General features: G+C 66.0%; 21 protein-coding genes. 2 read left to right on the top strand and 19 right to left on the bottom strand.

Annotated features, from left to right (window positions below):
- Positions 1-8: 8 nt before the first annotated feature.
- The 3 genes from carB to carA are packed head-to-tail and all read right to left on the bottom strand — an operon-like array spanning position 9 to position 4,872.
- Positions 9-3,257 (bottom strand): carbamoyl-phosphate synthase large subunit, encoded by a 3,249-nt coding sequence (carB, locus tag HNP48_RS25155; protein WP_184862287.1) that lies wholly within the window; start codon positions 3,255-3,257, stop codon positions 9-11.
- A gap of 10 nt (positions 3,258-3,267) precedes the next feature.
- The gene (locus HNP48_RS25150) at positions 3,268-3,678 is read right to left on the bottom strand and encodes a hypothetical protein (RefSeq protein WP_184862279.1); all 411 of its coding nucleotides are present in this window, start codon (positions 3,676-3,678) and stop codon (positions 3,268-3,270) included.
- A gap of 21 nt (positions 3,679-3,699) precedes the next feature.
- Positions 3,700-4,872, bottom strand: coding sequence for a glutamine-hydrolyzing carbamoyl-phosphate synthase small subunit (carA, locus tag HNP48_RS25145; RefSeq protein ID WP_184862277.1), 1,173 nt, complete (start codon positions 4,870-4,872; stop codon positions 3,700-3,702).
- A gap of 457 nt (positions 4,873-5,329) precedes the next feature.
- On the opposite strand from carA, the gene HNP48_RS25140 reads away from it, so the two are divergent.
- On the top strand, positions 5,330-6,133 hold the full coding sequence (locus HNP48_RS25140; RefSeq protein WP_184862268.1) for a hypothetical protein: 804 nt from the start codon (positions 5,330-5,332) through the stop codon (positions 6,131-6,133).
- A gap of 115 nt (positions 6,134-6,248) precedes the next feature.
- Here the strand turns inward: HNP48_RS25140 and HNP48_RS25135 are convergent, their stop codons facing one another.
- The 16 genes from HNP48_RS25135 to rpsB all read right to left on the bottom strand — a co-directional run bounded on the left by HNP48_RS25135 (position 6,249) and on the right by rpsB (position 21,477).
- Positions 6,249-7,040: an RNA methyltransferase gene (locus HNP48_RS25135; protein WP_184862266.1), complete on the bottom strand. Its 792-nt coding sequence runs from the start codon at positions 7,038-7,040 to the stop codon at positions 6,249-6,251.
- A 49-nt stretch (positions 7,041-7,089) separates the two neighbouring features.
- The gene (gene rnhB, locus HNP48_RS25130) at positions 7,090-7,761 is read right to left on the bottom strand and encodes a ribonuclease HII (RefSeq protein WP_184862264.1); all 672 of its coding nucleotides are present in this window, start codon (positions 7,759-7,761) and stop codon (positions 7,090-7,092) included.
- Positions 7,724-8,893, bottom strand: coding sequence for a lipid-A-disaccharide synthase (gene lpxB / locus HNP48_RS25125; protein ID WP_184862262.1), 1,170 nt, complete (start codon positions 8,891-8,893; stop codon positions 7,724-7,726). Before lpxB ends, rnhB begins: the two co-directional genes overlap by 38 nt.
- A gap of 22 nt (positions 8,894-8,915) precedes the next feature.
- Positions 8,916-9,713 carry an acyl-ACP--UDP-N-acetylglucosamine O-acyltransferase gene (gene lpxA / locus HNP48_RS25120; protein WP_184862508.1) on the bottom strand — a complete coding sequence of 266 codons (798 nt, stop codon included), beginning with the start codon at positions 9,711-9,713 and terminating at the stop codon, positions 8,916-8,918.
- 11 nt (positions 9,714-9,724) lie between these two features.
- Positions 9,725-10,165 carry a 3-hydroxyacyl-ACP dehydratase FabZ gene (fabZ, locus tag HNP48_RS25115; RefSeq protein WP_184862261.1) on the bottom strand — a complete coding sequence of 147 codons (441 nt, stop codon included), beginning with the start codon at positions 10,163-10,165 and terminating at the stop codon, positions 9,725-9,727.
- Between the two features lie 16 nt (positions 10,166-10,181).
- Entirely contained in the window at positions 10,182-11,162 is a 981-nt protein-coding gene (lpxD, locus tag HNP48_RS25110) for a UDP-3-O-(3-hydroxymyristoyl)glucosamine N-acyltransferase (RefSeq protein ID WP_184862259.1), read from the bottom strand.
- Between the two features lie 33 nt (positions 11,163-11,195).
- On the bottom strand, positions 11,196-11,717 hold the full coding sequence (locus tag HNP48_RS25105; protein ID WP_184862257.1) for an OmpH family outer membrane protein: 522 nt from the start codon (positions 11,715-11,717) through the stop codon (positions 11,196-11,198).
- On the bottom strand, positions 11,717-14,014 hold the full coding sequence (gene bamA / locus HNP48_RS25100; RefSeq protein ID WP_184862255.1) for an outer membrane protein assembly factor BamA: 2,298 nt from the start codon (positions 14,012-14,014) through the stop codon (positions 11,717-11,719). The genes HNP48_RS25105 and bamA overlap by 1 nt, the downstream gene beginning before the upstream one ends.
- A 49-nt stretch (positions 14,015-14,063) precedes the next feature.
- Positions 14,064-15,425, bottom strand: a complete 1,362-nt coding sequence (gene rseP, locus HNP48_RS25095; RefSeq protein ID WP_184862253.1) for an RIP metalloprotease RseP — start codon at positions 15,423-15,425, stop codon at positions 14,064-14,066.
- A 59-nt stretch (positions 15,426-15,484) separates the two neighbouring features.
- The gene (ispC, locus tag HNP48_RS25090) at positions 15,485-16,663 is read right to left on the bottom strand and encodes a 1-deoxy-D-xylulose-5-phosphate reductoisomerase (protein WP_184862251.1); all 1,179 of its coding nucleotides are present in this window, start codon (positions 16,661-16,663) and stop codon (positions 15,485-15,487) included.
- Entirely contained in the window at positions 16,660-17,520 is an 861-nt protein-coding gene (locus tag HNP48_RS25085) for a phosphatidate cytidylyltransferase (RefSeq protein WP_184862249.1), read from the bottom strand. The genes ispC and HNP48_RS25085 overlap by 4 nt, the downstream gene beginning before the upstream one ends.
- An 8-nt stretch (positions 17,521-17,528) precedes the next feature.
- Entirely contained in the window at positions 17,529-18,263 is a 735-nt protein-coding gene (uppS, locus tag HNP48_RS25080; protein WP_184862247.1) for a polyprenyl diphosphate synthase, read from the bottom strand.
- Between the two features lie 23 nt (positions 18,264-18,286).
- Positions 18,287-18,847, bottom strand: a complete 561-nt coding sequence (gene frr / locus HNP48_RS25075) for a ribosome recycling factor (RefSeq protein WP_184862245.1) — start codon at positions 18,845-18,847, stop codon at positions 18,287-18,289.
- Between the two features lie 59 nt (positions 18,848-18,906).
- Entirely contained in the window at positions 18,907-19,629 is a 723-nt protein-coding gene (gene pyrH / locus HNP48_RS25070; RefSeq protein ID WP_184862243.1) for a UMP kinase, read from the bottom strand.
- 62 nt (positions 19,630-19,691) lie between these two features.
- On the bottom strand, positions 19,692-20,621 hold the full coding sequence (gene tsf / locus HNP48_RS25065) for a translation elongation factor Ts (RefSeq protein ID WP_184862241.1): 930 nt from the start codon (positions 20,619-20,621) through the stop codon (positions 19,692-19,694).
- Positions 20,622-20,724: 103 nt separating this feature from the next.
- On the bottom strand, positions 20,725-21,477 hold the full coding sequence (gene rpsB, locus HNP48_RS25060) for a 30S ribosomal protein S2 (protein WP_184862239.1): 753 nt from the start codon (positions 21,475-21,477) through the stop codon (positions 20,725-20,727).
- Between the two features lie 169 nt (positions 21,478-21,646).
- Here rpsB and HNP48_RS25055 point away from each other — a divergent pair, with 169 nt between their 5' ends.
- Positions 21,647-22,981: an amidase gene (locus HNP48_RS25055; protein ID WP_184862237.1), complete on the top strand. Its 1,335-nt coding sequence runs from the start codon at positions 21,647-21,649 to the stop codon at positions 22,979-22,981.
- Positions 22,982-23,028 lie beyond the last annotated feature (47 nt).

Here is a 23,028-nt window from a genome sequence, read left to right as displayed (position 1 = left end):
CCACAGGATCAGGCAGCCGCGAGTTGCGCGTGCAGTTCCTGCACCGAGTACACGTCCAGCTTGTCCATGTACTTCATGCCCTCCACGGCCGCTTCGGCGCCGAAGATGGTGGTGAAGGTGGTCACACGGGCCAGCAGCGACGAGGTGCGGATGGCGCGCGAGTCGGCGATCGCGTTGCGGCGCTCTTCCACGGTGTTGATGACCATCACGATCTCGTCGTTCTTGATCATGTCCACGATGTGCGGCCGGCCTTCGGTCACCTTGTTGACCACCTGGACCGGCACGCCGGCCGCGTCGATGGCCGCGGCCGTGCCCTTGGTGGCGATGAGCTCGAAGCCCATGGCCACGAGCTGGCGCGCGATGTCCACGGCACGGGGCTTGTCGGCGTTCTTCACCGTGAGGAAGACCTTGCCGGCCGTGGGCAGCTTGGTGCCCGCACCCATCTGGCTCTTCACGAAGGCTTCGCCAAAGGTCTTGCCCACACCCATGACTTCGCCGGTGGACTTCATCTCGGGGCCGAGAATGGTGTCCACACCGGGGAACTTCACGAAGGGGAAAACGGCCTCCTTCACGCTGAAGTAGGGCGGCGTCACCTCCTTGGTGATGCCCTGAGAGGCCAGGGTCTGGCCGGCCATGCAGCGCGCGGCCACCTTGGCCAGCTGGATGCCCGTGGCCTTGCTCACGAAAGGCACCGTGCGCGAGGCGCGCGGGTTCACTTCGAGCACGTAGATCACGTCCTTGCCATCCGTCTCCTGGATCGCGAACTGCACGTTCATCAGGCCGACCACGTTCAGGCCCTGGGCCATGGCCGCCGTCTGGCGCTTGATCTCGTCCACCGTGGCCTGCGACAGGTAGTACGGGGGCAGCGAGCAGGCGGAGTCGCCGCTGTGCACGCCGGCCTGCTCGATGTGCTCCATCACGCCACCGATGAAGGTGACGCCCGTGGAGTCGCGCACGCAGTCCACGTCGCACTCGATGGCGTTGCTCAGGAAGCGGTCGAGCAGCACAGGCGAGTCGTTGCTCACCTTGACGGCTTCGCGCATGTAGCGCTCCAGGTCGCGCTGCTCGTGCACGATTTCCATCGCACGGCCGCCCAGCACGTAGCTGGGGCGCACCACCAGGGGGTAGCCCAGGGCGGCAGCCTTTTCCAGTGCTTCAGGCTCGGTACGGGCCGTGGCGTTGGGCGGCTGGCGCAGGCCCAGGTCGCCCAGCAGCTTCTGGAAGCGCTCGCGGTCTTCGGCCGCATCGATCATGTCGGGCGTGGTGCCGATGATCGGCACGCCTTCGGCTTCGAGGCCCAGGGCGAGCTTCAAAGGCGTCTGGCCGCCGTACTGCACGATCACGCCGACCGGCTTTTCCTTGTCCACGATCTCCAGCACGTCTTCGAGCGTCACGGGCTCGAAGTACAGGCGGTCGGAGGTGTCGTAGTCGGTGGAGACGGTCTCGGGGTTGCAGTTGACCATGATGGTCTCGTAGCCGTCCTCGCGCATCGCCAGCGCCGCGTGCACGCAGCAGTAGTCGAACTCGATACCCTGGCCGATGCGGTTGGGGCCACCGCCCAGCACCATGATCTTCTTGTTGTTCGTCGGCTCGGCCTCGCACTCCTCGTCATAGGTGGAGTACAGGTAGGCGGTGTTGGTCGCGAACTCAGCGGCGCAGGTGTCCACGCGCTTGTACACGGGGCGCACGTTGAGGGCGCGGCGCGCCTCGCGCACCGCCTTCTCGCTGGTCTTGAGCAGCTTGGCCAGGCGGCGGTCGGAGAAGCCCTTTTGCTTGAGCGTGCGCAGCGTGGTCGCATCGATGGCGGCCAGCGCGCCCTCGCCCTTCTCGGCGACGAGCTGGTCGATGTCGAGCTCGATCTTCACGATCTGCTCGATCTGCACCAGGAACCACCTGTCGATCTTGGTCAGCTCGAACACCTCGTCGACCGACAGGCCCATGGCGAAGGCATCGCCCACGTACCAGATGCGCTCGGGGCCGGGCTCGCCCAGTTCCTTCTCGAGCACTTCACGGTCCTGGGTCTTCTCGTTCATGCCGTCCACGCCCACTTCCAGGCCGCGCAAGGCCTTCTGGAAGGACTCCTGGAAGGTGCGGCCCATGGCCATGACCTCGCCCACGGACTTCATCTGCGTGGTCAGGCGGCTGTCGGCCGTGGGGAACTTCTCGAACGCGAAACGCGGGATCTTGGTGACCACGTAGTCGATGGAGGGCTCGAACGAGGCGGGCGTGATGCCACCCGTGATCTCGTTGCGCAGCTCATCGAGCGTGTAGCCCACGGCCAGCTTGGCCGCGACCTTGGCGATGGGGAAGCCTGTGGCCTTGGAAGCCAGCGCCGAGGAACGCGAGACGCGCGGGTTCATCTCGATCACGACCATGCGGCCGTCCTTGGGGTTGATCGAGAACTGCACGTTGGAGCCGCCCGTGTCCACACCGATCTCGCGCAGCACCGCCAGCGAGGCGTTGCGCATGATCTGGTATTCCTTGTCGGTCAGGGTCTGCGCGGGGGCCACGGTGATGGAGTCACCGGTGTGCACGCCCATCGGGTCCAGGTTCTCGATGGAGCAGATGATGATGCAGTTGTCCGCCTTGTCGCGGACCACTTCCATCTCGTACTCCTTCCAGCCGAGCAGCGATTCCTCGATCAGCAACTCGTTGGTGGGCGAGGCTTCCAGGCCGCGCTTGCAGATGGTCTCGAACTCTTCGGGGTTGTAGGCAATGCCGCCGCCCGTGCCGCCCAGCGTGAAGCTGGGGCGGATCACGGTGGGGAAGCCCACCTGCTTTTGCACGCCCCAGGCTTCTTCCATGCTGTGGGCAATGCCCGATCGCGCCGAGCCCAGGCCGATCTTGGTCATCGCGTCCTTGAACTTCAGGCGGTCTTCGGCCTTGTCGATGGCCTCGGGCGTGGCACCGATCAGCTCGACCTTGTACTTGTCGAGCACGCCCTGGTGCCACAGGTCCAGCGCGCAGTTGAGCGCGGTCTGGCCGCCCATGGTGGGCAGGATGGCGTCAGGACGCTCCTTGGCGATGATCTTCTCGACCGTCTGCCAGGTGATGGGCTCGATGTAGGTCACGTCGGCCGTGGCCGGGTCGGTCATGATCGTCGCGGGGTTGCTGTTGATCAGGATGACCTTGTAGCCCTCTTCGCGCAGGGCCTTGCAGGCCTGCACGCCGGAGTAGTCGAACTCGCAGGCCTGGCCGATGATGATCGGGCCAGCGCCAATGATGAGGATGCTTTTGATGTCTGTACGTTTTGGCATGTTGCGTCGATCAGTCGATCGTGGGTTCGGCTGCCTTGAGGCTGGCGGGCGCGGCGGCTGCGGCATCGCGGCGCGTGTTGATCTTGGCGATGAGCGCCTGCGCGCGCTCGGGCGGCAGGTTCTTCTGCATCAGCTGCAGCAGGCCATCGCCCTGCACCAAGGGCAACAGCACTTCGGTTTCCGCGTCATAGAACGTCGCGTCCCACTCGGCCATGGCTTCCGCAAAGGTCTCGTCGTCCCAGGTCTTGCCCTTGGCCACCAGGGTGACCAGCGGCATGGCCTTGTTCTCGATGAAGGACTTCTTGTAAGGCTTTTGCGCCCATCGCTCGGTGAACCACTCGCGGTGCGGCGACGGCAGGGTCAGCACACGCTTGTGGATGGCCTTTTCAAGGGAAGCCTGGGGGAAGCTGAAGAGTTTCATGGCGCGGTTCCTTGGCTGGGCTTATTGGGTGCGCGCGGCCCGCATCGCGTCGGTGAAGCGGTCGAACAGGTAGGCGATGTCGTGCGGACCGGGCGATGCCTCGGGGTGGCCCTGGAAGCAGAACGCCGGCTTGTCCTTGTGCACCAGGCCCTGCAGCGTGCCGTCGAACAGGCTCACGTGCGTGGCGCGCAGGTTGGCGGGCAGCGAATCCATCTCCACGGCAAAACCGTGGTTCTGGCTGGTGATGCTCACACGGCCGGTATCGAGGTCCTTCACGGGGTGGTTGGCACCGTGGTGGCTGTTGGCCATCTTGAAGGTCTTGGCGCCGGCGGCCAGGGCCATGATCTGGTGGCCCAGGCAGATGCCGAAGGTGGGCACGCCGCTCTCGACGATGGTGCGCGTGGCTGCGATCGCGTAGTCGCAAGGCTCTGGATCGCCAGGGCCATTGGAGAGGAACACACCGTCCGGCTTCATGGCCAGCACGTCGGCGGCAGGCGTCTGCGCGGGCACCACGGTGACCTTGCAGCCGCGCTGGGCCAGCATGCGCAGGATGTTCTTCTTCACGCCGTAGTCGTAGGCCACCACGTGGAACTGCGGGGCATCGAGCTTGCCGTAGCCCTTGCCCAGGGCCCACTCGGTCTCGGTCCACTCGTAGGTGGTCTTGGTGGAGACGACCTTGGCCAGGTCCAGCCCGGCCATGCTGGGAGCTGCCTTGGCAGCGGCCAGCGCCTGGTCGATCAGCGCCTGTGTCACATCCTGGCCTTCTGCGAGGCCGATGATGGCACCGTTCTGCGCGCCCTTTTCGCGCAGCAGGCGGGTGAGCTTGCGGGTGTCGATGTTGGCGATGGCCACGGTGCGCTCGCGCACGAGGTACTGCGCCAGCGTTTCGGTGGAGCGGAAGTTGCTGGCCAGGAGCGGCAGATCCTTGATGATCAGGCCTGCGGCATGGACCTTGTCGGCTTCGATGTCCTCGGAATTGACGCCGTAGTTGCCGATGTGCGGATACGTCAGGGTGACGATCTGCTGGCAGTAGCTCGGGTCGGTCAGGATTTCCTGGTAGCCGACGATGGAGGTGTTGAACACCACCTCGCCGACGGTGGTGCCGGTGGCACCGATCGAATTGCCGATAAAGACCGTGCCGTCTGCGAGCGCCAGGATGGCGGGCGGGAAGGTTCCCTTGAGAGACAAAAGCACTGGGTTCTCCGAATGGTTACGGTCGCCCGGAGTCGCAGGAAGAGGTCCTGGGACTGCTGTTTGTGGGAAGTTTGCTTTGGGTGCGGCCGGGCGACGTGTTTGCGGGAAAGCCTCCAATTGTAGCCTGAGAGGCCCATCTTTAAGTATTAACCCGGCATCTTTCCCAGCATTTGCCGCAACTTGCGTGCCATGGGCCGGCCGCCATCCCGCCACGCAAGCAGGGCAGCTCGCTATTACTTGCATAGCAAATTTCATTGTAACAAGCAGCGACAACAGATGCATGCCCTTGCGCCGCAGCCACCCGGCTGCACCGCGGCTTGGGCACGTTCGCAGCACCGGGCGCGGATTCGAGAAGCTTTTCACGAACCGACACAACTTCGCAGCCTCACGGACAGGCCCGATCGGGCCCCTCCCGCTAGACTTTCCCGCATCGTTTGACACCACCAAGAGAGATGGGATGACCAAGACTTCGATCGCTTTCGCGTGCGCCCTCATTTCCACCCTGGCCAGTGCACAGGACCTGGCCGCCTACCCGCAGGTGTTCACCGGCCCGCAGGGCCTGGAGGTGGTGCTGGCCCCGACCACGGACGGCAAGACGGCCCTGATGCGCGTGAGCGGCGTCAACCACGCCATCGACAAGGTGGTCTTTCTGGGCAAGCAGGAGCAGCGCGGCAGCGGTACCGAGGCCTATGTGACCACCCTGGACGGCCGCGACTGGGGTCTGGTGCAAAAACAGGCCAACCGCTATGGCGGTGGCGAGCGCTACGTGACCTACCTGCCGGGCCGCCAGGGCGCGGTAGACCTGGCCTTTGACGAAAAGAAGAGCAAGGCCCTGAACACGGCCGAGCTCAAGACGGCCTATGCGCGCCAGCAGAAGGACGGCGTGCAGGAAAAGCTGGCGCGCTTCGACCGCGACAAGCACCTGGCCTCGGCACAGGCGGATCTCTCCAGCACCGACACCTCGGCCAGCAGCGCTTGCGGCAGCCCGGTGAAGACGGCGGTGGACTGGAAGTCCATCGACGATGACAAGCTCAAGAAGCTCAGCATCGCCAGCTTCTGCGGCGAAGTCGCCTCGCAGATGGGCAGCATGTGCGGGAGCAACGCCGGCTTCAAGGCCAAGGCCGCCAGCCTGGGCCAGATCCAGTGCCAGTTCGGCCCCGAGATGAAGCTGCGCGTGGAAGGCCAGAAGCTGGTGTTCACCACGCACCAGGATGCGCCCAACCAGGGCGACTTCGTCCAGCAGTTCCTGCGCAACCAGTAGTACGGCTTTGCCTTCGGGCGTCTAGCGTCGTTGGTTCGCCTTGCCGTGCTAGAGCACTGTCTGCGGCTTCCCGCCTAGCTATACGCCCGAATCCAAACCCGTACAGGGAATTGGATCAGCGCCCCGTCTGCAGCGCGCGCTGCGCCGCACTCGCATGCAGACAGATGGCGGCGGCCGCGCCCACGTTGAGCGACTCTTCCCCACCCGGCTGGGCAATGCGGATGTGGTGGCTGGCGCGCTCCTGCAGCACGGCGCTCACGCCCTGCCCTTCGTGCCCCATGACCCAGGCGCAGGGCCAGGGCAGCTCGGCGCGGTGCAGGTAGTCGCCCTGGTGGGAGCTGGTGACCAGCGTGGGCAGGTGGAGGCCCGCCAGATCCTCGGGCGCCAAGCCTTCGACCAGGTCCAGCGCGAAATGTGCGCCCATGCCGGCGCGCAGCACCTTGGGTGACCACAGGGCGGCGCTGCCCTTGAGCGCCAGCACCTGGCGGAAACCGAAGGCCGAGGCACTGCGCAGGATGGAGCCCACATTGCCCGCGTCCTGCACCCTGTCGAGCACCACGGCGGCCATGCCGGGTTGCGGAGACCGGCCCTCGGGCAGGCCGAGCACAAACCCCATCTTCGCGGGCGACTCCAGGCCGCTGATGTCGGCAAACAGTGCATCGGCCAGCACCACCACCTTGGGCGCGGCCTGGCCCCACTCGACCTGGGCCGATGGCCACAGCGATTCGGCAAAAACGGCCACGGCCGGCTGCACGCCGCGCTCCAGCGCCGCGCGGCACAGGTGGTCGCCCTCCAGCCAGACACGGCCCTGCTTGCGGTAGGCGCCGTTGTCCTGCGCCAGGCGGCGCAGGTCCTTGACCCAGGCGTTGTCGCGCGAATGGATGGCGGTGATCGAAGATGAGGTCATGGGATGCAAGCCTGCAGGGAAAAAGACACAGCCCCAGGGCTGCGGCGCCCTATGCGCCGATGCCGATGTGGATGTCCCGGGGCATGGCAGGCTGCCCCACCAGGGCCTGCGCTACCGGGGCGAAGGAGCGGCGGTGGTGGATGCAGGCGCCATGGGTGCGCAGGGCCTCCATGTGCACTGCCGTGCCATAGCCCTTGTGGGCCGAGAAGCCGTAGTGCGGAAAGTGCGTGTGCACTTCGTCGCACCAGCGGTCGCGGTGGACCTTGGCGAGGATGGAGGCGGCAGAAATGGATTTGACGAGCGCATCGCCCTTGACGATGGCCTCGGCGGGCACATCCAGGCGCGGCAGCTGGTTGCCGTCGACCAGCACGCGCACGGGCTTGAGGCGCAGGCCCATCACCGCACGGCGCATGGCCAGCAGGGTGGCCTGCAGGATGTTGAGCTGGTCGATCTCCTCCACGCTGGCCTCGGCTATGGCAAAGCACAGGGCCTTGGCACGGATCTCATCGAACAGCGCCTCGCGGCGCAGCGCGGTGAGCTTCTTGGAATCATCGAGCCCGGCAATGGGCCGCAGGTCGTCGAGGATCACGGCCGCCGCCACCACAGGCCCGGCCAGCGGGCCCCGGCCAGCCTCGTCCACACCGGCCACCAGGCCCGGCGGATGCCAGTCCAGGCTCGCCTGTTCAGACAGCAGCGGTGGCAAGGATTTTCTCGATCGCATCGGCAGCCAGTTGGGAGGTGTCGCGTCGCAGGCTCGCGTGCAGCGCGGAAAAACGCTGCTCCAAAGCCGTGATGGTAGCGGGATGCTGCACTTTTGCATCCAGCCATTGCAGCGTGGCGTCGCACAGGGCCTGCGGCGTGGCCGCGCCCTGTATCAGTTCGGGCACGACAAATTCGCCACACAGGATGTTGGGCAGCCCGACCCAGGGCTGCAGCTGCTTGCGCTTCATGAGCCACCAGCTCAAGGGGTGCATGTGGTAGCCGATGACCATGGGGCGCTTGAACAGCGCGGCTTCCAGCGTGGCGGTGCCGCTGGCGATCAGCGTGGCATCGCAGGCAGCCAGCACGGTGTGCGACTGGCCGGTGACGATCTGCAGCATGCCGGACACGCCCTGCTCGCGCGCCACCTGCTCGATGCGCGCCTGCAGCGCAGGCACGGCAGGCACCACCATGCGCAGATTCGGGCGCGCCTGGCGCAGCAGCGCCGCCGCCTGGAAAAAGGCTGGGGCGATGTACTGCACCTCGGCCGAGCGGCTGCCCGGCAAAATGGCCAGCACCTCGTCGCCATCGGCCAGGCCCAGGTGCGCCCGCGCGCCGCTGCGGTCGGGCACCTCGGGGATCACGCTGGCCAGCGGGTGGCCCACGTAGGTGGCGGCGATGCCGTGGCGCGCCAGCAGCTCGGGCTCGAAGGGGAAGATGCACAGCACATGGCCGGCGCTTTTGCGGATCTTCTCCACGCGGTCGGCGCGCCAGGCCCAGATCGATGGGCAGACGAAGTGCACGGTGCGGATGCCGGCGGCACGCAGGTCGGCCTCCAGCCCCAGGTTGAAATCGGGCGCGTCCACCCCGATGAAGATATCGGGCCTGTCGGCCAGCAAGCGGTTGCGCAGCTGCTTGCGGATGGAAAGCAGCTCGCGCAGGCGGCGGAACACCTCCACGCTGTAGCCGTGCACGGCCAGCTTGTCGCTGGGCCACCAGGCGGCAAAGCCGCGCCGGGCCATCTGTGGCCCGCCGATGCCATGCGCCGTGGCGGCCGGCCAGCGGGCCTGCATGCCATCGAGCAGCAGGCCGGCCAGCAGGTCGCCCGAGGCTTCGCCTGCGACCATCGCCACGCGGGGCGCCTTGTCCGTCATTCAGCCGTCTCTCGAAAAGGGATCACCGCGCAATGCCGGCGGCAGAGCTTTCCAGAAAAGCATCCATCAATGCCACGTCGGCAGCAGCCTCGGGCATATCGGCAGCCAGTGCGAGAATGGCCTTGCGCGCCTCGTCCAGCGACAGGCCCTGGCGGTACAGCAGCTTGTGCATCTCGCGGATCGCGGCGATGCGCGGGGCCGAGAAATCGCGCCGGCGCAGGCCCACCAGGTTCACGCCGCGCACGGCCAGTGGACTGCCGTCCACCACCATGTAGGGCGGCACATCCTTGTTGACGTGGCTGGAAAAGCCGACCATGGTGTGAGCGCCCACCCGCATGCGCTGCAGCACGCCCGTGAGCCCGCCCACGGTGGCCCAGTCGCCCACCTCGACGTGGCCCGCGAGCGTGGTGTTGTTGGCCAGGGTGGTCTGGTCGCCGATGGCGCAGTCGTGTGCGACGTGCACGTAGGCCATGATCCAGTTGTCGTCGCCCACCGTGGTCTCGCCACGGTCCTGCACCGTGCCGGTGTTGAAGGTGCAGAACTCGCGGATGGTGTTGCGGTGGCCGATCACCAGGCGCGTGGCCTCGCCCGCGTACTTCTTGTCCTGCGGGTCGGCACCCAGCGAGGCGAACTGGAAGATGCGGTTGTCCTGGCCGATGGTGGTGTGCCCCTCGATCACGCAGTGGGCACCCACCGTGGTGCCGGCACCGATCGCCACGTTCGGGCCGATCACGGCATAGGGCCCGACCTGCACCGAAGGGTCCAGGCGGGCACCGTCGGCGACAAGGGCGGTGGGGTGGATATTGCTCACGTTGGACAGCAGGCCGGCGTTCAGCCCACCTGGCGCATGGTGCACATGAGTTCGGCCTCGCAGGCGACTTCCTCGCCCACGCTGGCCACGCCCTTGAACTTCCAGATGCCGCCGCGCACGCGGTCGATGGTGATGGTCATCACCAGCTGGTCGCCCGGCTCCACGGGGCGCTTGAAGCGCGCGCCGTCGATGCCGACGAAGTAGTAGATGTTGTTCTCATCAGGCACCTTGCCCATGGCATCGAAGGCCAGCAAGCCGGCCGCCTGGGCCAGGGCTTCGAGGATCAGCACACCGGGCATCACCGGGCGGCCCGGGAAGTGCCCCATGAAGTACGGCTCGTTGAAGGTGACGTTCTTGATCGCCTTGATGTGCTTGTTGCTCTCCAACTCGATCACCTTGTCCACCAGCAGGAAGGGGTAGCGGTGCGGCAGTTGCTTGAGAATCGCGTGAATATCCATCATCGAGTTGTTCTTCCGTTCATGCTGCCTTGAGAGCCTGCTCCAGCGCCTTGATGCGCTCGCGCAAGCTGTGCAGTTGTTTGAGTGTTGCAGCGTTTTTTTCCCACCGCGCATTGTCGTCGATGGGGAACATGCCGGTGTACTGGCCCGGCTGGGTCAATGAGCGGGTGACCACGGTGGCCGCCGAGATGTGCACGTTGTCGGCCAGCGTGAGGTGGCCCAGCACGATGGCGCCGCCGCCCACCGTGCAGTGGGCACCGATGGTCGCGCTGCCGGCCACGCCGACGCAGCCGGCCATGGCCGCATGCTTGCCGATGCGCACGTTGTGGCCGATCTGGATCAGGTTGTCGAGCTTCACGCCGTCCTCGATGACGGTATCGTCCAGCGCCCCGCGGTCGATGCAGGTGTTGGCCCCGATTTCCACGTCGTTGCCGATGCGCACCGCACCCAGCTGCTCGATCTTGACCCACTGGCCCTTCTCGGGCGCGAAGCCAAAGCCGTCGGCACCGATCACCACCCCGGCATGCACGATGCAGCGCTCGCCGATGGAGCAATCTTCGCCCACGGTCACGCGGGACTTGAGCACCGTGCCCGCGCCAATGCGCGCGCCCCGTTCGACCACGCACAGCGGACCAATGGTGGCCGAAGGATGCACCTGTGCCGATGGATCGACCACCGCGCTGGCATGCACCCCACCCTGCCCTCCTGGCGCCGTGTGCTGGCGCCACAGCTGGGTGGCCCGCGCGAAGTAGACGTAGGGGTTGTCCGCCACGATGCAGGCGCCCCGCGCCACCGCAGCCTCGCGCATCGCCGGGGCCACAATGACACAGGCCGCCCGGGAGGCGGCCAGTTGCTGCTGGTAGCGTGGGTTGCTCAGGAAGCTGAGATCCCCCGGCCCTGCAACCTCCAGTGGCGCGATGCGGGAGATGACGGTATCACCCGTGCCCCCCTCCAGCGAGCCCCCCAGCGCATCGACGATGTGCCCGAGACGCAAGCTCACAGGCCACCTGCTCCGCGCTGCTGGTGCAGCGGCTTACTTGGCAGGCGCTGCATTGAGCGCCTTGATCACCTTGTCGGTGATGTCGTGCTTGGGGTTGATGTAGGCGACTTCCTGCAGGATCACGTCGTACTTCTCGGCCTCGGCGACCTGCTTGACGACACGGTTCGCGCGCTCCTGCAGGGCTGCGTACTCTTCGTTGCGGCGGGCGTTCAGGTCTTCCTGGATCTCGCGGCGCTTGCGCTGGAAGTCACGGTCCTGGTCCACCAGCTGGCGCTGGCGGATGGCGCGCTGGCTCTCGGCCAGCGTAGGGGCTTCACGCTCGAACTTCTCGGAAGCGGTCTTCAGGGCATTGCCCATGTCCACGAGGTCCTTCTCGCGGCGCGTGAATTCCTGCTCGAGCTTGGCCGATGCCGCCTTGGCCGAGTTGGCCTCGCGCAAGATGCGGTCGGTATTGATGAAACCGGCCTTGAAAGACTCTTGCGCTTGTGCGGGAACCGCCATGGCAAAGCTGCCAAGCAACATGACCAGGGCGAAATGGCGGGAAAGGGAGTTCATTAGAAAGACGTTCCAATCTGGAATTGCAGTTTCTGGATTCTATCGCCAGCAAACTTGCGTACCGGTTGTGCAAAGGCCAGGCGCAGGGGGCCCAGCGGGGAAATCCAGCTCAAACCAAGCCCGGCGGAGGCGCGCATGGTGCTGGCGGTTACCTTTTCATTCTCTCCATACACATTGCCTACATCCACGAAGGTGAAGACGCGCAGCGTACGGTCGTTGCCGGCCCCCGGGAAGGGAGCGATCAGCTCGGCATTGAGGGTGACCTTCTTCGGGCCGCCCAGCGAGGCGCCGGTGACATCGCGCGGACCCAGGGTGCCCTGGTCGAAACCACGCACCGAACCCAGGCCGCCCGAATAGTAGTTCTTGAACACGGGGAAGGGGCGGCCGTTCATGCCCTTGCCGATGCCCAGTTCGCCGTTGAAGGCCAGCGTGAAGCGCTTGTTCAGCGGCACGTACTGCTGGTACTGGTAGTTGGCGCGCACATAGCGGGCGTCGCCGGCCACCGACCATTCGGAGTTCAGGCGCTGGTAGCGGCCCGAATTGGGTGCCAGCGCGCTGTCGCGGTCGTCGCGCGACCAGCCGATGGTCAGCGGGATCGAGGTGCTCTTGTAGCCGAAGTTGTCGGCATAGGCCAGGTAGGTGGCCGGGATGTTGGTGCCGGGCTTGATGGTGGTCTGCTCCAGGCCGCCACCGAAGAACACCGTGTCGGTCTCGCTGAACGGCACACCAAAGCGCACCGAGCCGCCGGTGGTCACCAGTTGGTAGTTGCCGCCCTGGTCCTCGTAAGGCTTGTCAGTGCGGTAGTACAGGTCCAGCGTGCGCGAGATGCCTTCGTCCGTGAAATACGGGTTGGTGGTGCTGAACACCAGCGTGCGGCGGTACTTGCTGGTGTTGACGTCCACACCCAGGTAGTTGCCGGAGCCGAAGAAGTTCTCCTGCTTGATGCCGAAGGACAGGGCCACCTTCTCGGCGCTGGAGAAACCCACGCCCATCTGCAGCGAGCCCGTGGGCTTTTCGGCCACATTGACCACCAGGTCCACCTGGTCGGGCGAGCCGGGCACTTCCTGCGTTTCGACGTTGACCTCGGTGAAAAAGCCCAGGCGGTCCACGCGGTCGCGCGACAGGCGGATGCGCTCGCCGTCGTACCAGGACGCTTCGTACTGGCGGAACTCGCGGCGGATCACTTCATCGCGCGTGCGGTTGTTGCCGCTGACGTTGATGCGGCGCACGTAGGCGCGGCGCGAAGGCTCGACCTGCAGCACCAGCGCCACGCGGTTGTTCTCGCGGTCGATCTCGGGCACGGCTTCCACGCGCGCGAAGGCAAAGCCGAAGCGGCCGAAATACTCGGAGAAGGCCTTGGTGGTCTCGGTCACCTGGTCGGCGTTGTAGGGCTCGCCGGGGCGGATGGTGATGAGCGACTTGAATTCGTCCTCGCGCTCCAGGTAGTTGCCTTCGAGCTTGACGCCCGAGACCACGAAGCGCTCGCCCTCGAACACGTTCACCGTGATCGAGATGCCCTGCTTGTCGGGCGAAATCGCGACCTGGGTCGATTCCACGCGGAACTCCAGGTAGCCGCGCTGCAGGTAGTAGGTGCGCAGGGTTTCCAGGTCGGCATTGAGCTTGGCGCGCGAGTAGCGGTCGGACTTGGTGTACCAGCTGAGCCAGCCTCCCGTGTCCTGGTCGAACAGGCCCTTGAGCGTGGATTCGCTGAAGGCCTTGTTGCCGACGATGCGCACTTCGTTGATGCGCGCAGGCTCGCCCTCGACCACCGAGAACGTGAGGTTCACACGGTTGCGCTCGATGGGCGTCACCGTGGTCACCACCTCGGCGCCGTACAGGCTCTTGTTGATGTACTGGCGCTTGAGCTCCTGCTCGGCGCGGTCGGTCAGCGCCTTGTCGTAGGGGCGGCCCTCGGTCAGGCCCACTTCGCGCATGCTCTTCTTGAGCGCATCCTTGTCGAACTCGCGCGTGCCCGCGAAGTCCACGTCGGCAATGGTGGGGCGCTCCTCGACCACCACCACCAGCACATTGCCCGAAGCCTCCAGGCGCACGTCCTTGAACAGGCCCAGAGCGAACAGCGCGCGGATGGCGGCTGCGCCCTTCTCGTCGTTGTAGTCATCGCCCACACGCAGGGGCATGGATGCGAAGATGGTGCCGGGCTCCACGCGCTGCAGGCCCTCCACGCGAATGTCCTGCACCTTGAAAGGCTCCAGTGCCCACGCCGCGTTGGCGACAAAGACCATGGCTGCAATGGCCGATGCGGTACGCACGCCCAGGCGATTGATTGGATTTTTCATGAATGGAACTGGAGCCGCTCCTGCGGGGCAAGGGCGGAAAGAAAAATGGTTAGCCAAAAAGCCGGGTGATATCGTTGAACAGGGCAATGGACATCATGAGAAGCAGCACCGCGACACCACCGCGCTGCAAACGCTCCAGCCATGCGTCCGACACTTGCTTGCCCGTCACGCCCTCCCAAAGATAATACATCAGGTGCCCACCGTCCAAAACTGGCAGCGGCAGCAGGTTCAGCACGCCCAGGCTCACGCTGATCAGTGCCAGGAACACCAGGTACTGCGTGAGCCCCAGGCTGGCCGAACGGCCGGCATAGTCCGCAATCGTCAAGGGCCCGCTGAGGTTCTTGAGCGAGGCCTCGCCGATCACCATGCGCCCCATCATCTTCAGGGTGAGCAGCGAAACGTCCCAGGTCTTGACCACGCCGGTCCAGAAACCTTCGAACAGGCCGTATTCAACGGTTACAAATTCGGGCGAAGCCCCCACATAGGCACCGATGCGTCCGACCGTGGCACCGAGCTCGGGCTGGGCATCGGGCAGCACGTCCAGCGTGAGCGAGTGCCCCGCACGGTCGATCAGCCAGGGCTGGGACAGCGGTTCGTTGCCCTGCATGGACTTGCGGATCAGCTCGCGCAGCTGCTGGCCATCGACGACCTCGGTGGTGCCGATCTTGAGCACCACATCGCCCTGCTGGAGGCCTGCGCGCTCTGCAGCGCCCTTGGGCATCACCTCGCCCAGCACCGGGCGCGTCCAGGGCCCGAGGATGCCGATCTTGCGGAACAGCTGGGCGTCGGCCTCGCGCGAATCGATCTTCGACATGTCCAGCACCATCTCGCGGTGCGCACCGGTCTGCGGCTGCACGTCCAGGCGCACGGACTCGCCCTCCAGCGCGCCACGGGTCAGCAGCCAGCGCAGGTCCTCGAATGAGCGCACGGGCTCCAGCTCCTCGGAGCCCAGGGCCGCACGCTGCACCAGCTCGCCGCCGCGCAGGCCGGCGCTGTGGGCCACCGAGCCCGCCACGGGGCTGGCCAGCACGGCCTTGGGCTCCTCGACACCGTTCCAGTTGACGATGGAGTACAGCAGCACCGCCAGCAGCAGGTTGGCCAGCGGGCCCGCGACCACGATGGCCGCGCGCGAGCGCAGCGGCTGGGTGTTGAAGGCCAGGTGGCGCTCTTCGGGGGCCACGGGCGCTTCGCGCTCATCGAGCATGCGCACGTAGCCGCCCAGTGGAAAGGCGCCGAGCACGAACTCGGTCGGCGAACCCTTGGGCCGCCAGGTGAACAAGGGCTTGCCGAAACCCACCGAAAAGCGCAGCACCTTGACACCGCAGGCCACGGCCACGCGGTAGTGGCCGTATTCATGCACGGCGATCAAGAGGCCCAGGGCAACGATGAACGCGACGACGGTCAACAGCATGGAAAGCTCCGTGGTTTGGCAGTGGCTGCAGCAGTCGCCAGAAAACGACGCTGCGCGCCTCAGGCGGCCAGCAGGCCCGCGGCCCGCTCTGCCGCCCTGCGCGACTGGGCATCCAGATCGAGCAGCGCTGCCAGGGAATCCGGCTTGGAGGGCGAAACCGCATCCAAAGTTGCAAGATTGACCGCATGAATGTGGTCGAAACGCAATCGACCCGACAGGAACTGCCCCACCGCCACCTCGTTGGCGGCATTGAGCACGGCCGTCGTGCCCTCGGCCGCCTTGAGCGCCTGCCAGGACAGGTGCAGACCCGGGAAGCGGATCGCATCGGCATCCTCGAAGGCCAGCGCACTCAGCGTCGAGAAGTCGAGCCGGCTGGCGCCGCTGGCGATGCGCTCGGGCCAGGCCAGGCCCACGGCAATGGGCACGCGCATGTCGGGCGTGCCCAGCTGCGCAAGGATGGAGGCGTCCTTGAACTGCACCATGGAGTGGATGATCTGCTGCGGGTGGATCACCACCTTGATCTGGTCGGGCGCCAGGTCGAACAGCCAGCGCGCCTCGATCACCTCGAGCGCCTTGTTCATCATGGTGGCCGAGTCGACCGAGATCTTGCGCCCCATGGAAAAATTCGGGTGCGCGCAGGCCTGTTCGGGCGTGATCTGCGAGAGCGTGGCCGGGTCGCGCTGGCGGAAAGGCCCGCCCGAGGCCGTGAGCAGAATGCTGTCCACCCGGTCGGGCCAGGTGGCGGGGTCTTCGGGCAGGCACTGGAAGATGGCCGAGTGCTCGCTGTCGATGGGCAGCAGCGTGGCCCCGCCGGCCTTCACCGTCTGCATGAACAGTTCGCCACCCACCACCAGGGCCTCCTTGTTGGCCAGCAGCAGGCGCTTGCCGGCGCGTGCTGCGGCCAGGCAGGGGGCCAGGCCCGCCGCACCGACGATGGCCGCCATCACGGCATCCACCTCGGGGTGGGCGGCAATGGTTTCCAGCGCATCGGCCTCGTACAGCACACGCGTGGCCAGGCCACTCTGGCGCAGCCTGTCTTCGAGCTGGCGCGCATGCGGCGCGCTGGCCATCACGGCAAAGCGGGGCTTGAACTGCGCGCACTGCGCGAGCATCAGGTCCACCTGGGTGGCCGCGCTCAGCGCAAAGATCTCGTAGCGCTCCGGGTGGCGCGCCACCACATCAAGGGTGCTGGTGCCGATGGAACCGGTGGAACCGAGGACGGTAAGCCGTTGTTTCATAGAGGGATCGTCGTCAGGCTCGTAAGCATCATCGCCAGGGGAAGGGTGGGCAGCAGGGCATCGACACGGTCGAGCACGCCGCCATGGCCGGGCAAGAGGTTGCTGCTGTCCTTGACGCCGGCGCTGCGCTTGATGAGCGATTCCACCAGGTCACCGCTGACACTCATCGCCGTCATGAACAGCGCCGCCACCACCAGCAGCCACCAGCCCTGGCGGGCCATGCGGCTGTAGAAACTGAGCACCTCGGCCTGCCAGTGGGCATCGGCCACCACCCAGGCGAAAGACAGCACCAGCACGCCGGCCAAGCCGCCCCAGACACCCTCCCAGCTCTTGCCGGGGCTGATGGAGGGGGCCAGCTTGCCCTTGGTGAAGCGCAGGCCGAAAGCGCGGCCCGCAAAGTAGGCAAAGATGTCGGCCACCCAGACGAGGACCAGCACCGACAGCAGGAAGTTGATGCCCACAAGGCGCGCCTGCACCACGGCCAGCCAGGCCAGCCACAGCGCCAGCACACCGGCGACCAGGCGCACGGCCGCGGGAATGCGCGGCCAACCGGGCACGCCGGCGCGCAGCAACCAGGCCGTGCCCAGCACCCAGAGCGCGCCACCCACGGTCCACAGCATGGTCAGCGGCTGCGTGAGCCAGCCCAGCGCCCAGGAACCCAGGCACAGTGCCACACAGACAGCCCCCACGGCCAGCGAGCCGGCCTGCTTGAAACCACACAGCCGCCCCCACTCCCAGGCGCCGCCCGCCATGAGCACCAGCACCACCACGGTGAAGGGCAGTGGCGAGCTGTAGAACAGGGCCGGCAGCAGGATGGCCAGCAGGACGAGTGCGGTGATGACGCGCTGTTTGAGCATGGGGCCTTTCAGCCCGGCATCGGATCGGGATGCGCGGACAGGGTGATCTGTTCAGAGGTTTTACCGAAGCGGCGCTCCCGCGCACTGTAAGCCGCAATCGCCTCGTCCAGCGCGGATTCGTCGAAGTCGGGCCACAGCCGGTCGCTGAAGACCAGCTCCGAATAGGCGATCTGCCAGAGCAGGAAGTTGCTGATGCGCATCTCGCCGCCCGTGCGGATGACCAGATCCGGATCGGGCACATGGGCCATGCCCATGGCCCCGTTCAGGCTGGCTTCGGTGATGGGCTCGCCCCTGGCGGCCAGCGCCGCCGCCGCCTGGGCAATGTCCCAGCGCCCGCCATAGTTGAAGCAGACATTGAGCACCAGGCGGGTGTTGTGGGCGGTGGCCACCTCGGCCTGCGCCAGACCACCCTGCACCTTGGCCGACAGGCCTGCGCGCTCGCCCACGAAATGCAGGCGCACGCCGTCCTTCAGGAGCTGGGGCACCTCGCGCGCCAGCGCCAGGGCCAAGAGCTCCATGAGGCCCGAGACCTCTTCGGCCGGGCGGTTCCAGTTTTCGGAAGAGAAGGCAAAGACGGTGAGCACGCCCACGCCGCGCTGCACGCAGGCGCGTGCGCAGCGGCGCAGCGAATCGACCCCTTGCTTGTGGCCGGCCAGGCGCGGCAGGAAGCGGCGCGTGGCCCAGCGGCCGTTGCCATCCATGACGATGGCAATGTGGTGTGGCACCACCAAAGATGCAGACATGGAAACGTTCAAGCCCTGGGGGCTCAAACCGCCATGATTTCCTGTTCCTTGGCCGCCACCAGCGCATCGACCTCGGCGATGTGGCGGTCAGTGACCTTCTGCACATCGGTTTCGGCACGCTTCTGGTCGTCCTCGGAAGCGAGCTTGTCCTTGACCAGCTTCTTCACGGATTCATTGGCGTCGCGGCGCAGGTTGCGCACGGCAATCTTGGCCCCCTCGCCCTCGGAACGGGCCAGCTTGGTCATTTCCTTGCGGCGCTCTTCGCTCATGGGAGGCATGGGCACGCGGATCAGGTCGCCCATGGAGGCCGGGTTCAGGCCCAGGTCGCTTTCGCGGATGGCCTTCTCGATCTTGGCGCCCATGCCCTTTTCCCAGGGCTGCACGCTGATGGTGCGCGAGTCGATCAGCGCCACATTGGCCACCTGGGAGAGGGGCACGAAGGAGCCGTAGTACTCGACCTGCACGGAGTCGAGCAACGCAGGGTTGGCGCGACCGGTGCGGATCTTCTGCAGGTTGTTCTTGAAGGCCGCGATGGACTGGTCCATCTTGGTCTCTGCGTTCTTCTTGATGTCGGCAATCGTCATGTTTTTCTCCTCGGGGCAGAACAGCAGCAGCAGGCACAGAGCCCGCTGCTTCTTCGTCGTCAGGCGTAAACCAGCGTGCCCTCGTCCTCACCCATCACCACGCGCTTGAGCGCGCCGTGCTTGATGATGGAGAACACCCGCACCGGCAGCTTCTGGTCGCGGCACAGGGCAAACGCGGTCGCGTCCATGATGCCCAGGTTGCGGGACATGGCCTCGTCGAAGCTGAGCTTCGTGTAGCGCGTGGCCGTGGGGTCCTTCTGGGGGTCGGCAGTATAAACGCCGTCCACCTTGGTGGCCTTGAGCACCAGCTCGGCACCGATCTCGGCACCGCGCAGGGCCGCGGCCGTGTCGGTGGTGAAGAAAGGGTTGCCCGTGCCGGCCGCGAAGACCACGACCTTGCCCTCTTCGAGGTACTGCAGCGCCTTGGGGCGCACATAGGGCTCGACCACCTGCTCGATGGCGATGGCGGACATCACGCGGGCCACCAGGCCCTGCTTGTCCATGGCATCGGCCAGGGCCAGGGCGTTCATCACGGTGGCCAGCATGCCCATGTAGTCGGCGGTGGCCCGGTCCATGCCGACCGAGCCGCCCGCGACACCACGGAAAATATTGCCCCCACCGATCACCACCGCCACCTGCACGCCCAGGCGCGTGACCTCGGCGATCTCCTCGACCATGCGCACGATGGTGGCACGGTTGATACCGAAGGCGTCATCCCCCATCAGCGCCTCACCAGACAGCTTGAGCAGGATGCGCTTGTGGGCTGGTGCGGCTTGGGACATGGGAAATTTCTCCGGTAGGTGGTTCTGGGCTTTGGTGGGGTGGTTGCAGGAAACGGCGGCGATCAGGCGGCGGCCTTGGCGGCAGCCACCTGGGCGGCCACTTCGGCCGCGAAGTCGTCGACCTTCTTCTCGATGCCTTCGCCCACCACGTACAGGGTGAAGCCCTTGACGGTGGTGTTGGTGGCCTTGAGCATCTGCTCGACGGTCTGCTTGCCGTCTGCAGCCTTCACGAAGACCTGGTTGAACAGCGAGACTTCCTTGAGGTACTTCTGCACGCCGCCTTCGATGCGCTTGGTCACGATCTCGTCGGACTGCACGGGCTTGCCTTCGGCTTCGGCCTTGGCCTTGTCCTCGGCTGCCTTGGCAGCGGCGACCGAACGCTCCTTCTCGATCAGGTCGGCAGGCACGTCGGCAGCGGTCAGGGCCACGGGCTTCATGGCGGCCACGTGCATGGCAACGTCCTTGGCAGCCGTTTCGTCGCCGTCGAACTCGACGACCACGCCGATGCGCGTGCCGTGCAGGTAGGCCGCCAGCTTGTTGCTGCCGCCGAAGTACTTGAAGCGGCGGAAGGACATGTTCTCGCCGATCTTGCCGATCAGGCCCTTGCGCACGTCTTCCAGCGTGGGGCCGAAGCCGTCTTGCTCGTAGGCCAGGGCACCCAGGGCTTCCACGCTGGCGGGGTTGTGCTTGGCGACCAGCTCGGCAGCGGCCTTGGCCAGTGCGATGAAGCTGTCGTTCTTGCTCACGAAGTCGGTTTCGCTGTTCACTTCGACCAGGGCGCCGGTGGTGCCGCTGATGAAGCTGGCAACCACGCCTTCGGCGGTGATGCGCGAAGCGGCCTTGCCGGCCTTGGTGCCCAGCTTGACGCGCAGCAGCTCTTCGGCCTTGGCCATGTCGCCGTCGGCTTCCGTCAGGGCCTTCTTGCATTCCATCATCGGAGCGTCGGTCTTGCCACGCAGTTCAGCAACCATGCTTGCGGTAATTGCAGCCATCTTTATTCCTTCGGTGTTCAGTTCAGTGGTTCAGATTCGGGCTAAAAAAAAGGGGGCCAACAGAGCCCCGCTTTTGTTCGCGACGGATCGCGCAGCCGGGCTATCAGGCAGCGGCTTCTTGCACTTCCACGAATTCGTCGCTGTTCTCGCCAGAGGCGGCCTTGACGACTTCGTTCACTGCGTTGGCACGGCCTTCGATGATCGCGTCGGCGATGCCACGGGCGTACAGCGTCACTGCCTTGGCCGAGTCATCGTTGCCGGGGATCACGTAGTCGATGCCTTCGGGCGAGTGGTTCGTGTCGACCACGCCGATCAGCGGAATACCGAGCTTCTTGGCTTCGGCAACAGCGATCTTGTGGAAGCCCACGTCGATGATGAAGATGGCGTCGGGCAGGGCAGCCATGTCCTGGATGCCGCCGATGTCCTTCTCGAGCTTCTCGATCTCACGGGTGAACGTGAGCTGTTCCTTCTTGCTCAGGCTGTCCAGGCCGGTTTCCAGCTGGGCCTTCATGTCCTTCAGGCGCTTGATCGAGGTCTTCACGGTCTTGAAGTTCGTCAGCATGCCGCCCAGCCAGCGCTGGTCGACGAAAGGCACGCCAGCGCGTTGCGCTTCGGTGGCCAGGATTTCGCGGGCCTGGCGCTTCGTGCCGACCATCAGGATGGTGCCGCGGTTGGCAGCCAGTTGCTTGGCGAACTTCTGGGCTTCCTGGAACAGTGGCAGCGACTTTTCCAGGTTGATGATGTGGATCTTGTTGCGATGGCCGAAGATGTAGGGGGCCATCTTGGGGTTCCAGAAGCGGGTTTGGTGGCCGAAGTGGACACCGGCTTCCAGCATTTCGCGCATGGTAACGGACATAAAAATACTCCAAAGGTTAGGTCTAAAATCAGCCCCTGAATTTGCAACGCCGTGTTTCCCACGAGCGCCGCAACACCTTGACAGGGCTGGTTTGCGATTGGTTTTGCACCAAGCGGCCACGCACAAAGCGCTACTGCTCCCAGCAAAACCCAAGGATTCTAGCACACCCATGCTCTCCGACCTTCTGGAAACCCGCTCGGCCGTGCGGACAGGCGCCAGCACCCCGGCCGCAGAACTCGACCGCTGCATCGCTGCTGCCCAGGCGCCGGCGAACACCCACGCTTTTCTGCAAACCCATTTCGACCAGGCGCGCACCACCGCGGTGCAGCCCGGCATCGGCCAGAGCCCGCTGGCCGGCCTGGCGGTCTCGGTCAAGGACCTGTTCGACATCGCGGGCCAGACCAGCACTGCGGGCTCCACCGCGCTGGCCGGCAGCGCCCCGGCAGCGCAGGACAGCCCGGCCGTGGCCCGCCTGCGCGCGGCCGGCGCCAGCCTCATCGGCCGCACGAACATGGTCGAGTTCGCCTTCTCCGGCGTGGGGGTGAACCCCCACTTCGGCACACCCGCCGCCTTTGACGGGCGCTTCGGCGCCCTGCCTGGGGAGGCCCGCGTGCCGGGCGGCTCCTCGTCGGGCGCAGCTGTCTCGGTGGCCACAGGCGCCGCCTTCGTGGGCCTGGGCTCGGACACGGGCGGCTCCATCCGCATCCCGGCGGCCCTCAATGGGATCGTGGGCTTCAAGAGCACCCAGCGCCTGGTGCCCACCACGGGGGCCGTGCCGCTGTCGACCACCCTGGACACCGCCTGCGCCATGACGCGCAGCGTGCGCGATGCCATCGTGGTGCACGAACTGCTGTCGGCCACGCGCGTCACGCGCAGCCCCGCCCCGCTGGCCGGCTACCGGCTCGCCGTGCCCACCACCTTGTTCCTGGATAGCATGGATGCCACGGTGGCCAAGGCCTTCGAGCGTACCGTGGAGAGCTTGCGCCGTGCCGGCGCGCGCATCGACACCATCGCCCTGCCCGAGGCGGCCGAGCAGCCGTCCTACGGCTTCTCGCCCCCCGAAGCCTATGCCTGGCACCGCGAGTTGCTGGCCGCCAAGGGCTCCCAGTACGACCCCCGGGTGCGCGCCCGCATCGACAAGGGCGCCTCGCTCGCGGCCTGGGAGTACATCGCCCTCATCGGCATGCGCCGCGCCTGGCAGCAGCGCATGCACGCGGCCATCGACGGCTACGACGCCCTGCTCTCCCCCACCGTGCCGATCACGGCACCCACCATCGCCAGTGTGGCGCCGGGTGCCGAGCGCGATGAAGAATTCTTCCGCGTCAACACCCTGCTGCTGCGCAACACCAGCCTGGTGAACCTGCTGGACGGCTGCGCCCTGTCACTGCCCTGCCATGTGCAAGGGGAACTCCCGGTCGGCCTGATGGTCTGGCATGGAGCGCTGCACGACGATGGCGTGCTGAACGCCGGCCTGTGCATCGAGAAGGCACTGCAAGAAAAATAACAGTGGCCGTTTGCTGCAAAGCAGCAAACGCCATCCATACTCCCATT

It is taken from the genome of Acidovorax soli (assembly GCF_014207955.1).
GTDB lineage: Bacteria > Pseudomonadota > Gammaproteobacteria > Burkholderiales > Burkholderiaceae_C > Acidovorax > Acidovorax soli_A.
The sequence above is the reverse complement of the archived record's forward strand: the minus strand, read 5'-3'. Positions and strand labels throughout refer to the sequence as shown.